This is a genomic window from Curtobacterium flaccumfaciens (assembly GCF_004361695.1).
Lineage (GTDB): Bacteria > Actinomycetota > Actinomycetes > Actinomycetales > Microbacteriaceae > Curtobacterium > Curtobacterium flaccumfaciens_B.
The window spans coordinates 381,393-394,002 of record NZ_SNVW01000003.1 but is presented as its reverse complement, the minus strand read 5'-3'; the positions used below and the strand labels follow the sequence as shown (position 1 = coordinate 394,002).

Here is a 12,610-nt window from a genome sequence, read left to right as displayed (position 1 = left end):
CGGTCGTAGCGTCGTCGGCATGGACACACTCACCCTCAACAACGGACTGCAGATCCCCGCGATCGGGTTCGGCGTCTTCCAGAGCGCACCCGAGGAGACCGTCGCCGCCGTGCGCACGGCGCTCGAGACGGGGTACCGCCACATCGACACCGCCGCCGCGTACGGCAACGAGCGCGAGGTCGGCGAGGGGATCCGCGCCTCCGGCGTCGACCGCGACGAGATCGTGGTCGAGACGAAGATCTGGGTCTCGGACTACGGGTACGACGAGACGCTGCACGCGTTCGAGAAGGCCACCGGCAAGCTCGGGTTCGACACGATCGACGTCCTGATCCTGCACCAGCCCGCTCCGGACCGCTTCGACCGGACGGTACAGGCGTACAAGGCCCTCGAGACGCTGTACGCGGACGGCCGGGTCCGGGCGATCGGCGTGAGCAACTTCATGCCGCACCACCTCCGCTCGCTGCTCGAGCAGACCGACGTCGTCCCGACGCTCAACCAGATCGAGCTGCACCCGTACTTCACCCAGCCGGACGTCCAGCGCGCCGATGCCGAGCACGGGATCCTCGACCAGGCGTGGTCGCCCATCGGCGGCATCACGTTCTACCCGGGGTGGGGCGACGAACGGGTCAGCGTGATGGACGACCCGACGATCCGGCAGATCGCCGAGGCGCACGGCAAGACGCCGGCGCAGGTGATGCTCCGCTGGCACGTGCAGCAGGGCCGGAACGCGATCCCGAAGTCGACGAACCCGGCGCGGATCCGCGAGAACGTCGACGTCTTCGACTTCGTGCTGTCCGACGACGAGCTCGCGCGGCTGGACGCCCTCGACACCGGTCGCCGGAACGGTCCGGACCCGGACGGGGCGGACACGAGCCGCTTCGAGCGGGTGATCCCGGAGGCCTGACTCGACCACAGGGCAGACGGGAGGCGCGGTGCCAGCTGGCACCGCGCCTCCCGTCTGTCGTGGGGTCACGACCACCGCCTCAGGCGAGTGCGCGCGCCCGCTCTGCGATCCGCTCCGTCGCCGCCCACGACGCCAGCACCCGCAGGGCGTCGGCGGTCGGGGAGCCGGGCGTCGCCGGGTAGATCGTCAGCGACAGGCCGGGGTCCTCCGCGAGCTCGAGCGTCTGGAAGTGCAGTTCGAGGTCGCCGACCACCGCGTGGTGGAAGGACTTCACGCCCGCGTAGTGCCGCCGCACGTCGTGGGACGCCCAGAGCTCCCGGAAGTCGTCGCTCCGCATCGACAGTTCGCCGATGAGCGCCGCCAGCTCGCGGTCGTTCGGGGTCCGACCCGCCTCGCGCCGGAGGATCGCGACGTTCGTGTGCGCCGCCCGCTGCCAGTCGCGGTAGAAGTTCCGCGCCTGCGGGTCGAGGAAGATGAACCGCGCGAAGTTGAGCGGACGGGCCGGCGCGTCGACGAGGTCGGAGTGCATCGCGTAGCCGAGCGCGTTGGCCGCGACGATGTCCTGCCGGTTGTTGACGATCATCGCCGGAGCGTCGGTGACGACGTCGAGCAGGTACTGCAGCTCGGGCCGGACCGCCGCCACCGGGATGACCCGGGCGGCTCGTCGCGGGGTCGCGTTCTGGTGCCGGGCGAGGTCGCGCAGGTGCTCGTGCTCGGCGGAGTCGAGCTGCAGCGCACCGGCGATGGCGTCGAGCACGCTGTCCGAGACACCCTGCAGGTTCCCCCGCTCGAGCCGCGTGTAGTAGTCGATGCTCACGCCGGCGAGCCGGGCGACCTCCTCGCGCCGGAGTCCGGTCACGCGGCGGCGGGTGCCGAAGGTCTCGACGCCGGCCTGCTCGGGGGTGATGCGTGCGCGACGACCGGAGAGGAAGTCGCGCGCTTCGTCGCGGTGGTCCATGCGGTCACGGTACTTCGGCCGGGTGCGTGCGAGCGAGGTGCTGCCGGAACCCCGTTCCACACCGGACCCCGTTCCGCACAGAGCCCCGGTCAGCGCGGGTCCCCGCTCAGCACCGGACCCCGATCAGCTGCTGGCGAGCGGGACCGACACGATCCGGTCGTCGCCCGCGGTGGGGTCGCCGCGGCCGTCGGTGTTGTTCGTGACGAACCAGAGCGCCCCGTCCGGTCCCTCGAGCACGGTGCGGATGCGCCCGAAGTCTCCCGCGAAGTACTCGGTCGACGTCGACGGGTCGTCTGCCGGGACGCCTCGGACGACCTCGCCGCGGAGGTTGGCGATGAACACGGTGTCGTCGATGACGGTGAGGCCGCTCGGCGAGGCCTCGTCGGTGGACCACTGCTGCACGGGGTCGACGAACCCCTGGTCGGTGCCGCCGGTGCCCTCGACCTCGGGCCAGCCGTAGTCCTTCCCCGGCTCGACGACGTTGAGCTCGTCCCAGGTGTCCTGCCCGAACTCCGAGGCGAACATCGTGCCGTCGGCCGTCCACGCCATGCCCTGCACGTTCCGGTGCCCGAGGCTCCACACCGGGGAGTCGGGGAACGGGTTGCCGTCGGGGACGGCACCGTCGGGGGTGAGCCGGAGGATCTTGCCCGCCAGGGAGTCGCGGTCCTGCGCGTCGGATCCCGTGCCGGCGTCGCCGACGCTCGCGTAGAGCATGCCGTCGGGGCCGAACGCGATGCGCCCGCCGTTGTGGAAGCTGTTCGCCGGCAGTCCGTCGATGACGGTCGTGGCGTCGCCGAGTCCGTACGAGCCGGTGGTGCCGGTGAGGTCGTACCGCTGGATCCGGTTGCCGTCCTCGGCGGTCGAGTACACGAACAGGTCGCCGTCGTGCAGCGCGAGGCCGAGCAGGCCGCCCTCGCCGCCGTGGCTGACCCCGTCGACGGTGCCCACCGTGCGCGTCTTCCCGGAACCGTCGAGTTCGAGCACCTGAGCCGAGTCGCGTTCGCTCACGAGGGCCTCCCCGCCGTCGCCGGTGCGGACCACCGACCACGGTGCGTCGAGGCCGGTCGCGACGTCCGTCGTCTCACCGCCGGGGCGGAGCTGTCCCGCCGGCGGCGTCGCGGTGCCCTCGAGCGTCCGGGCCGGGTCGTCCGAGCAGCCGGCGAGGACGAGCGCGGCGACGGCGGCCAGGCCCGCTCCGGTCAGGATGCGGCTGCGAGCGCGGTGCGGGGTGGTGTCCACGGTGTTCCTCCCGGTCGTTGCGTCGATTGCACACGCCGGACTCGGGAAAGGCCTGGATCCGCACTGCTGCTGAGGGGTTCCGTCGTCCCCTCCCTCGGGCGCGCGCATCGTCCTACCGTCGGTGGCATGGAGATCCAGCCGAAGCGCCCCACCGTGAAGAACCCGCCCGAGCAGTTCACCGGCGACGTCTACCTCGACGCCATCGCCTCCCCGCAGGAGCCCGGGCAGACGATGACGGTCGCGAAGGTCCGCTTCCTGCCCGGCGCCCGCACCGCCTGGCACTCGCACGCCAAGGGGCAGACACTGCACGTGACCGAGGGCGTCGCGCGCATGGGTACCCGGGACGGCGGCGTGATCGAGGTGCAGGCTGGGCAGACCGTGTACACGCCGGCCGGCGAGGAGCACTGGCACGGCGCGACGCCCACGGACTACATGGAGCACCTCGCGATGCTCGACTCGGCCGACGACCCGGCCACGACCACCACCTGGCTCGAGCACGTGAGCGACGAGGAGTACACCGCATGACCACCATCGCCATCGTCGGGGCCGGCAAGGGCCTCGGCCTCGCGGTCGCCGACCGCTTCGGGCGCGAGGGCTTCTCGATCGCCCTCCTCTCCCGCAACCAGTCCCGGCTCGACGAGCTCGCGCGTTCGCTGCAGGACCACGGGTACGAGGCCGCCGGCTTCGCCACGAACGTCCGCGACCAGGACTCCCTCCGGGGTGCCCTCGAGCGCGCGACCGAGCAGCTCGGCCCGATCGAGGTGCTGCAGTACAGCCCCCTGCCCGCGAAGGAGTACATGCGGCCGGTGCTCGAGACGACGGCGGACGACCTGGTCGGTCCGATCGAGTTCTCGGTCTACGGATCGGTCACCGCGGTGCGCCAGGTGCTGCCCGGCATGCGCGCGCTCGGGCACGGCACGATCCTGTTCGTGAACGGTGGCAGCGCCGTCCGTCCGGGCGCCCGGGTCACCGGCACGTCGGTCGCCTTCGCGGGTGAGAGCGCGTACGCGCAGCTCCTCCACGACGCCGTCCGCCCGGAACAGGTCCACGTCGGCCAGCTCATCATCCCGTTCGGGATCGACGACGGGCAGCCGGAGCACTCCGGTGCGTCGATCGCGGACCGCCTCTGGGCGATCCACACGGAGCGCGGCGACTTCCGCACGTACGCGGAGCCGCTCCCCGAGTGAGTCCGCGCTGACGGCCCGGGAGGCACGTGGCGGGTCCGCCCCGTGCCCCCCGGTCCGCCGATGGGTCGCGGGACACAGCCGTCGTGCCCGGGTCGGCCGCCGAACGGTCGCCCCCTAGCGTGGACGCGTGGAACCGGAGACCTTCGACGGCACGGCGGGCATCGCCCTGCTCGTCCTGCTGCCGGCGTCCGTCCTGTTCGTCGCGGCCGCGATCCGCCGCACGGGGGTGCCGCGCTGGGCGTGGGTGTTCTACCTGCTCGGTGTCGTCGGGGTCCTCGTCCTGCTGCACCTCGCCGGGCAGGTGCGGTACCGGGTGGACGCGCCGGAACCGGGAGGGTTCGACGGCTGGGACTTCTTCCAGTTCGTCGGGCTGGGGCTCGGCCGGGTGGGCGTCGCGGTGAACGCCGTGGTCGCGACCGTGTGGTGCGTGCTGCGACCGGCGCCGTACCACGAGCGACTCCCCCGTCGCGAGACGCTGCTGCTCGTCGCCGCGTACACGGCGATGGCCGTCGCGACCGCTGTCCCGGCGGCGTGGTGGGGGTTCGGCCTCGGGGTGGTGTCCCCGCTCGTCGAGCTGCCCGTCGTGCTCGCTGCGGCCGGGTTCCTGACGACGGCGCTCACGATGCGCTGGCGTCGTCTCCGCCGGGTGGCGGAGGACGACCGGCCGTCGATCACGACCCTGTGGCCGGCGGACGCCGTCGCGGCCGTGTGGCTCGTCGGGGCGCTCGCCGTGGGGCCGCTGTTCGCCGGGAGCGGCCTGCCGGACGCCGCTCGCGTGCCACCGCAGTCGGAGTCGGAACCGCGGCCGTCGTCGACCTGGACGCTCGAGCCCGAGTGGCCCGGGCCGACCCCCGCGGCTGCGACGACGCTCGACGCCTCGGGGATCGAGACGGGGACGCGCGCGCTGCTCGAGGACACGGTCCGCTGGGCCGGCCCGCTGGACGACCTGGCGTCGTCGACCCCGGCTGCGGCCGAGGCGCCGCCGGTGATCGTGACGGAGCAGGTGTGCGACGGCGGAGGTCGGCGGTGGACGGGGTCGCTCGTGCTGCCGACGGTCCGCCCGCAAGACCTCGCGCCGCGTGTCCTCGCCGGCTGGCACGACGCGGGCTACGAGCCGATCGACCGGGCGATGGGCACCGATCTGGTCGGACCGCTGCACGCCGACGCCGCGGTCGAGCGGATGCGCCTCGGGGGCGGCACCGACGGCGTGCACGTCGACGTGGAGTCGTTCTGCACCACCGGCTGAGGCGACCCGCACCGCGGGGGCGACCGGCGTGCTGCCACGTCAGCGGACGCGGGGCATGCCGGAGGCGAGGCGGTCCCAGTGGCGGTGCCGTGCCTCCAGGTCGGTGCGCTGCTCGTACGCGAGGCGAGCCGCCGCGCGGTCCGGACCGAGGGCGGAGTCGGCGGTGTGGCCGACGCGGGCCGCCCGGGTCTCGCTCCACCGGAGCAGGGCGAGTCCGAGGCGGTGTGCGGTCCGTTCGAGCGGACCGACGTGGTCGAGGTGGAGTGCTGCGGTCATGATCCTTCCGTTCCGTCGTCGAAGACGGGGACTGCGGCCAGGCGCACGAAGACACGTTCCGTCTCGGGATCGGAGTCGTCGTCGAGGACGTGACGACTCCGGAACGTCTCGATGTGGGCGTGGATGCCGTCCATGAGTTCGCGGAGTTCCGCGGGGGTGAGTCGCAGGATCGCGGTGGAGAGGTCGCTCGCATCCCGCCACCCCGGCGACATCGTCTCTTGGTCACGGGCGATGAACTCGCGGATGAGCTGCTCGGAGAACTCGTTCGAGCCCGACGCGAGCAAGCGGGCGGCCGCGATCCCGGCGGGTGACTGGGGCCCGTCGGTTCCGCCGGAGTGCACGGCGACGGGCGTGCGACGCCACCAGCGTTCGCGACCGTTGCCACGACCCTCGACCTCTTCGATGAACCCGTGCTTCTCGAGCTGGCGGAGGTGGTAACTGGTCGAGCCGGTCGATTCACCGACCTTGTCGGCCAGCGACGTGGCGGTCGCGGGGCCGTGCGCGGCCAGCTCGTTGAAGAGCTGGCTCCGCAGCGGGTGACTGAGCGCCTTCATCGACGGGAGGTCGAGGACGCGTGCTTCGGGTGCCATGGGACGAGCGTACGACTGCAAACAACTCTTTGCAAGGGGATGTTTGCAACTGCTTCTTTGCAGTCGGGCCCGCGCTACTCGGCGGCCTCCGTGATGGCCGTCGCCATGGACCGTGCGATGCCGACGTTCGTGGCCGCGGTGCCGTGGATCCCGTCCGGGGACGCCCCACGGACCCAGGCGCCGTCGGGCTGGCGGAACGCCGCGAACGGGTCCGTGTACGACCAGCCGTGCTCCGACGCATCGCGCGCGAGTGCCCGGCTGAGGACGACCTGGCCCGTGCGACGGTCGGCGCCCCACCGGCTGGTCGTCCAGTCCGACGGCGGACCGGCGACGACGAGGACGTGCTGCGCCCCGACCCTCCGGACGACGGCGTCCACGTTCGCGATCGTCGTCGCGGTGGGGACGGCCTGGTTCACGTCGTTCGTGCCGAGCTCCACCACCAGGACGTCGGCGTCGTGCACGGGGCCGATCTCGGCGAGCACCTGGTCCGCCCGGTACCCGCTGTGCGCGTAGCCGCCGACGGCGTGGAACCGGGTGTCCGGCTCGAGCGCGTGCAACCACGAGTCCGGTCGCGCCGTGATCGAGTCCCCCGCGTAGGCGAACGTGATCGCCCCCGGTCGGGAACCGGACCCGAGTGGACCAGAGACGACCTGCTCGCGGACGGGGATGCGGGCGTCCGCTCGGACGTCGGCGGGTTCGACCCGTGTCGGGGCACCGGCGACGGCCACGGGGCGGGAGCGCTCCTCCGCGGTGGCGGTGTGCGCGGAGACGACGACGAACGACCCCACAACGACGAGGCAGGCGGCGGTGACGGTGCTCGCGATCAGGGCGCGGCGACGGGTGCGGGACACGACTCCAGGTATCCCGCGGATCGCGCCGCAGTACCAGACCCCAGACCTGGGGAACCGGGCGGTTCGCTGTGGGTCCTCGTGGTCGTTCCCAGCTCCAGCCCCGCGTTCGGTGGACTCGCCGGCCGCGCCGGGCCCGGCCGTGCCGGGTGGGCCGGCCGCGCCGGCCGCGCGGGTCACAGGGTGCGGCGGACCGCGACCCGGCGTCCCCGCCCCGCCGTCAGCCAGGTGCCGGCCGTCACCAGGATCGGCAGCCCGAGCGCGAGGAGCGCGAGCACCGGCCAGTCCGCGACGAACGGCATGTGCGACGCCCCGGTCGGACCGCTCGTGAACCGCAGGGTGAGCGCCCGGATCGGCAGCAGCCCCAACAGGGTGCCGATCACCGCGCCGACCGTGGTGAGGATCGCCGCCTGCCACGCCGACACCCGACGGCGGAGTACCGGAGCGGCCCCCACCGCGTCGAGGACCTCGTCGTCGCGGCGACCGTCGGAACGGGCGAGACCGATGGCGACCGCGGTGGCCCCGATCGTCACGGCGGCCGCCAGCGCGAGCACGAGTGCCTTCACGACCCCCTGCGCGTCCACCGGTCCGGCCTCGTACGAGAACGTCGGCCCGTACCAGCGCGCACGATCGGCGCCGCCACGGCTCTGCCACGCGGACGACAGCTCGTCCCACTGCGCCGGGCTGAGCTCGCCGGGCAGCTTCGTCACGAGCATCCCGGCGACCGCGGGGACCCGGTGGCGCTCGGCGGTCTCCGGGGTCATGAAGACGCCCACCTGGATGCGGGGCGACTGCACGTCGAGCACGGCGGGGATGGTGGTCGAGGTGTCCGGTCGCGAGTCCGCCGTGAGCGCCGGCGACTCCCAGGTCCGGTCGCGGAACGTGTCGAGGCGGACCACCCCGTCGTGCGCGTACTCCGGCCAGAGCGAGACGGCCTTGCCCGAGGCCAGGGCGTCGCGGACGGCCGCCGAGGGCCGGTGCCCGGTCAGCAGCGCGTAGTCGTCGACGGTGCCGGTCCAGATGTGCGGCGCCGAGCTGTCCTGTGACGTGAGGTACCGCGAGCAGGACGTGGTGTCGTTCGTCCGGCAGTCCGTGCCGACCCAGTCGTGCGGCAGCGTGACCGTGCTCGGCGCGTCGCCGGGCTGCTCCGCGACCACGCCGAGCACCCGGATGCGGTCGTGGCGGAGCACGCCGGACGCGATCTTCGCGGCGCGGGCGGTCAGTTCCGCGTCGTACCCGGTGGCCGCCCCCTCGTCACCGGAGACCGAGACGTCGGCGGTGGCCACCCCCACGGCGGTCCGGTACTCGTAGTCGCGGACGAACTGCGCGTGCGCCGAGGCGCTCCACGTGATCGCCACGGACGCGACGAAGACCACGCTCATGACGCTCGCGAGCACCGGGACCGTGCGCACCGGGTTGCGCCGGGCGTCCCGCGCGGCGAGCCGTGCCGACAGCCCGAGGCGCGTCGAGGCCTTCGCGACGAGTGCGAGCAGCCAGGGCGAGCACATCGCGACACCGAGCTGCACGAGGCACGGCCCGATCGCGACACCGGCGCCGACCACCCACGCCAGCTCGTCCTCTTGTACGGGGCGGTCGTTGAGCAGCAGCACGCCGGCACCGCAGGCCAGGGTCATCAGGGCGCCCACGACGATGAGGACCGGCGCCCAGATCCGTCGGCGGCGCTCGGTGCGCGGGTTCACCGTCGCCGGACGCAGCGACCCACGCAGTGCAGCGAGCACGTTGATCCGCGTGGCGGCCCGTGCGGCGACGAGCGCGGAGACGAGGCCGGCCAGCACCCCGGCCACCCCGATCGAGAGCAGCAGCGGGAGCGGCACGTGCAGGCCCGGCCAGGACACCACGTTCCCGTTGTCGATCACGCCGAAGGCGACGACCCCGATCACCGTGCCGAGCCCCACCCCGAGCACGGCCCCGGTCGCACCGAGCACGAGCCCGGACCCGGCGACGATCGTCCGGACGAACCGCCGGTCCCCGCCGATGCTCGTGACGATGGCGTACGAGCGGGTGTCGGCACGGGTCCCGACGAGGAACGCCGCACCGGCCAGGAGCGCGACCTCGAACATCGCGAAGACGCCGAGGAGCGCCAGGGCACCGACGAACCAGCCGAGCTGCGAGCCCATCTGGCCGCCGCGGAGCCGCTCGTCGGGCGGGTCGAGCACGACCGGCCGCGACTCCACGACGACGCCGTGCTGGTTGAGCTGCCGGATCTCCGACCACGTCGGGGCGTCCGAGGGCAGGTAGACGGTGACGTCCGTGGTGCCGGTGCGATCGGCGCCGGTCGTCGGGGACAGCGTCGTCCCCCAGGGCAGGAACACGCCCTGCGCGTCCGGGTCGGACCCGGCGTCGCGCATCGTGCCGGTGATCGTGAGGCGTTTCGTCACCGGGTCGGTCAGGTCGACCGTGTCGCCGATCGCCGCGCCCAACCGCTGCAGGGTCGCCGGGGTGACCATGAGCTCGTCGCGGGTGGTCGGCGCGGCACCGTCGAGGACGTGCCAGTGTCCGTCGAGCACCGGCGACCACGTCGCGCCCTCGACCGCCGAGATGCCGATCGGCTTCGTCGGCCCCTTCGGCCCCGAGAGCACGACCGACGACGTCCCCACCGGGATCGACAGCGCACCCGCGGGCACGTGGTCGAGCACGTTCGCGGACCGCGCGTCGCCCTCGTCCTCTGACGCCGGGCTGTCCCGGTCGGACTCGGTGTACTGCCAGTTCACGGGGTCCTGGCGCATGCCGCGCAGGTCCGGACCCGCGACGCGCATCTGGGCGGCGGCGTGCCCGAGGTCGTAGCGCAGCTGCTCGGTGGTGGTGGGCTGCGTCGACTGCACCACGACCGAGGCCGCGGTGAACCCGGCGGTCGGGATGCCGATGAGCGCGACGATGAGCGCCGCACGGCCGACCTTCGCGAACGCCAACCGTCGCCCGAGCCGCAGTGCCGGTCGGATCGCGAACGGTGTGCGGGGCGGATCGGCGTCGGCGGTGCGCCGACGCGCGCTCACGACGCGGCCCGGTCCGCGAGTGCCATCTCGACACCCGAGTACACGGTCTCGTCGACCACCCGGCCGTCCCGCAGGAAGACGATCCGGTCCGCCCAGGCCGCGTGCCGGGCGTCGTGGGTCACCAGGAGCGCGCCCGCCCCGGCATCGACGTGCCGACGGAGCATCCGCAGCACGACCTCGCCCGTCTGCGAGTCGAGGGCACCGGTCGGCTCGTCTGCCAGGACCAGGCGGCGCTCGCCGACCACGCCCCGGGCGATCGCCACGCGCTGCTGCTGGCCGCCGGACAGGTCGTCCGGGAAGGCGTCGGCACGGTGGCCGAGCTCGACGTTGTCGAGCGCCAGCTCCGCCGCACGACGTGCACGCGATGCCTTCCAGCCGTCGAGCTCGAGGGGCAGCGCGACGTTCTCGACCGCGGTGAGCGAGGGGATGAGGTTGAAGTCCTGGAACACGAACCCGACGAGTCGCCGCCGCAGCGCCGCGAGGTCCTTCGCCGGTCGGTCGGACACCCAGTCGCCGTCGATGACGACCTCGCCGCTGGTCGGCGGCAGCAGGGTGCCGGCGCAGGCGAGCAGCGTCGACTTGCCGGAGCCCGAGGTGCCCATCACCGCGACCATCTCGCCGCGGCGGATCTGCAGGTCGATGCCGGCGAGGGCCGTGACGGCCTTCGCGCCGGTGCCGTACTGCACGCTCACCGCGTCGAGCTCGAGGAGCGGCGCCGCGGCGGTCACCGGGCGCTCCGGACGGTCGTGTCGTGCGCGGTCGTGGCGGCGGGCGACGCGTCCGTCGGCGTCGGGTGGTCGTCCGGTCGGTACCGGGCCACGCTCGACTCGACGTGGTCGAGCCAGCGGACCTCGGCCTCGGCCTGGAACAGCATCGACTCGAGCACGAGCGACCACGCCAGGTCCGACGCGGGGTCGGACGTGCGCTTCAGCCGGGTCAGGTCCTGCAGGTTCCGCACGGCCGCGGTCCGCTGCACCTGCACGAGGTGCGTCACGTCGACGCCGGGCACGGTGACGGCCAGGGCGAACTTGATCGCGAGTTCGTCGCGTCCGCGCTTCGCGGGGACCGGCTCGCTGAACCAGCGTGCGACCTCGTCGCGGCCCGCGTCGGTCGCCGTGTAGACGACGTGTCCGTCGCCGTCCGTGTCGCCGCGGGCCACGAGTCCGTCGCGTTCCAGCCGGTCGAGCGTCGTGTAGACCTGCCCGATGTTCAGCGGCCAGGTCCCGCCGGTGCGGTGCTCGAACTCCCCCCGGAGCTGGTACCCGTACCCGGGTCCCCCCACCAGCAGCGCGAGTACGCCCATCCGTACGCTCATCGTCTTCCCCCGTCGTGGCCACCGTGACCATACTGAGTATGGCCATACCGGGTATGCAAGCGCAAGTGGCAGACGGACGGGAGGCGCGGTGCCAGCTGGCACCGCGCCTCCCGTCCGCCCGTCGGTCGCGTCCGCGACCCGGACTCAGCTGCCCAGCTTCGACAGCTCCTCGAACTCCTCGTCGGTGAGCTCGACGGTCGCGCCCGCGAGGTTGTCCTCGAGGTGCGCGACGCTCGACGTGCCCGGGATCGGCAGCATCACCGGCGACCGCTTGAGCAGCCAGGCGAGCGCGAGCTGCGCCGGCGTCGCGCCCTTCCGCTCGGCGATCTCGGTGAGGGGCGAGTCCTCGCCGGTGAGGCCGCCGGTCGCGAGCGGGAACCACGGGATGAACCCGATGCCCTGCCCCTCCGACCAGTCGAGGAGCTCCTCGGCGTCGCGCTTCTGCAGGTTGTAGAGGTTCTGCACCGTGACGATCGTCGCGATCTCCTGCGCGGCCTTGACCTGGTCGACGGAGACCTCGGACAGGCCGATGTGGCGGATCTTGCCCTCGTCCTGCAGCTTCTTGAGCTCGCCGACCTGGTCCTCGAGCGGGACCTTCGGGTCGATGCGGTGCAGCTGGAACAGGTCGATGCGCTCGAGACCGAGACGGCGGAGGCTCATCTCGGCCTCCTGCCGGAGGTACTCCGGACGCCCGACCGGCGGCCAGACGTTCGGGCCGGTGCGCGTGAGACCGGCCTTGGTGGCGATGACGACGTCGTCGCCGTACGGGTGCAGGGCCTCCTTGAGGAGTTCCTCGGCGACGTAGGGGCCGTACGAGTCGGCGGTGTCGAAGAAGTCCACGCCGAGCTCGACGGCGCGCTTGAGCACGCGGACGGCCTCGTCGTGGTCCTTCGGTGGGCCCCAGACGCCGGGGCCCGTGAGCTGCATGGTGCCGTAGCCGAGGCGGTGGACCTCGAGGTCCCCACCGATGCGGAAGGTGCCGGATGCGGCAGCCGGACGGTTCGTGGTGTCGGTACCAGTGGTCATGACCCCG

The 12,610-nt window shown here is 73.0% G+C and carries 13 protein-coding genes; 4 read left to right on the top strand and 9 right to left on the bottom strand.

Annotated features, from left to right (window positions below):
- Nucleotides 1-19 precede the first annotated feature (19 nt).
- Complete coding sequence (locus tag EDF64_RS06740) at nt 20-904, top strand: aldo/keto reductase (RefSeq protein WP_133519249.1); 885 nt, start codon at nt 20-22, stop codon at nt 902-904.
- Nucleotides 905-983: 79 nt separating this feature from the next.
- Here the strand turns inward: EDF64_RS06740 and EDF64_RS06735 are convergent, their stop codons facing one another.
- Complete coding sequence (locus EDF64_RS06735) at nt 984-1,862, bottom strand: helix-turn-helix transcriptional regulator (protein ID WP_133519248.1); 879 nt, start codon at nt 1,860-1,862, stop codon at nt 984-986.
- A gap of 123 nt (nt 1,863-1,985) precedes the next feature.
- Entirely contained in the window at nt 1,986-3,101 is a 1,116-nt protein-coding gene (locus tag EDF64_RS06730) for a PQQ-dependent sugar dehydrogenase (RefSeq protein WP_243736275.1), read from the bottom strand.
- A gap of 126 nt (nt 3,102-3,227) precedes the next feature.
- On the opposite strand from EDF64_RS06730, the gene EDF64_RS06725 reads away from it, so the two are divergent.
- The 3 genes from EDF64_RS06725 (at nt 3,228) to EDF64_RS06715 (ending at nt 5,534) form a co-directional block, all read left to right on the top strand.
- Nucleotides 3,228-3,626: a (R)-mandelonitrile lyase gene (locus EDF64_RS06725; protein ID WP_133519246.1), complete on the top strand. Its 399-nt coding sequence runs from the start codon at nt 3,228-3,230 to the stop codon at nt 3,624-3,626.
- Entirely contained in the window at nt 3,623-4,288 is a 666-nt protein-coding gene (locus tag EDF64_RS06720; protein WP_133519245.1) for an SDR family NAD(P)-dependent oxidoreductase, read from the top strand. The genes EDF64_RS06725 and EDF64_RS06720 overlap by 4 nt, the downstream gene beginning before the upstream one ends.
- 127 nt (nt 4,289-4,415) lie before the next feature.
- On the top strand, nt 4,416-5,534 hold the full coding sequence (locus EDF64_RS06715; RefSeq protein WP_133519244.1) for a hypothetical protein: 1,119 nt from the start codon (nt 4,416-4,418) through the stop codon (nt 5,532-5,534).
- Nucleotides 5,535-5,573: 39 nt separating this feature from the next.
- Here EDF64_RS06715 and EDF64_RS06710 read toward each other — a convergent pair whose 3' ends face one another.
- From EDF64_RS06710 to EDF64_RS06680, 7 genes are all read right to left on the bottom strand, one after another.
- Nucleotides 5,574-5,810 carry a hypothetical protein gene (locus EDF64_RS06710; protein WP_133519243.1) on the bottom strand — a complete coding sequence of 79 codons (237 nt, stop codon included), beginning with the start codon at nt 5,808-5,810 and terminating at the stop codon, nt 5,574-5,576.
- On the bottom strand, nt 5,807-6,400 hold the full coding sequence (locus EDF64_RS06705) for an ArsR/SmtB family transcription factor (protein ID WP_133519242.1): 594 nt from the start codon (nt 6,398-6,400) through the stop codon (nt 5,807-5,809). Before EDF64_RS06705 ends, EDF64_RS06710 begins: the two co-directional genes overlap by 4 nt.
- Before the next feature lie 74 nt (nt 6,401-6,474).
- Nucleotides 6,475-7,251, bottom strand: coding sequence for an SGNH/GDSL hydrolase family protein (locus tag EDF64_RS18125; RefSeq protein WP_166645629.1), 777 nt, complete (start codon nt 7,249-7,251; stop codon nt 6,475-6,477).
- A gap of 173 nt (nt 7,252-7,424) precedes the next feature.
- Nucleotides 7,425-10,262, bottom strand: a complete 2,838-nt coding sequence (locus tag EDF64_RS06695) for an ABC transporter permease (RefSeq protein ID WP_133519240.1) — start codon at nt 10,260-10,262, stop codon at nt 7,425-7,427.
- Nucleotides 10,259-10,990 carry an ABC transporter ATP-binding protein gene (locus EDF64_RS06690; protein ID WP_133519239.1) on the bottom strand — a complete coding sequence of 244 codons (732 nt, stop codon included), beginning with the start codon at nt 10,988-10,990 and terminating at the stop codon, nt 10,259-10,261. The genes EDF64_RS06695 and EDF64_RS06690 overlap by 4 nt, the downstream gene beginning before the upstream one ends.
- Complete coding sequence (locus EDF64_RS06685) at nt 10,987-11,565, bottom strand: PadR family transcriptional regulator (RefSeq protein WP_243736274.1); 579 nt, start codon at nt 11,563-11,565, stop codon at nt 10,987-10,989. The genes EDF64_RS06690 and EDF64_RS06685 overlap by 4 nt, the downstream gene beginning before the upstream one ends.
- A 156-nt stretch (nt 11,566-11,721) precedes the next feature.
- On the bottom strand, nt 11,722-12,603 hold the full coding sequence (locus EDF64_RS06680; RefSeq protein WP_133519238.1) for an aldo/keto reductase: 882 nt from the start codon (nt 12,601-12,603) through the stop codon (nt 11,722-11,724).
- Between the last annotated feature and the right edge of the window lie 7 nt (nt 12,604-12,610).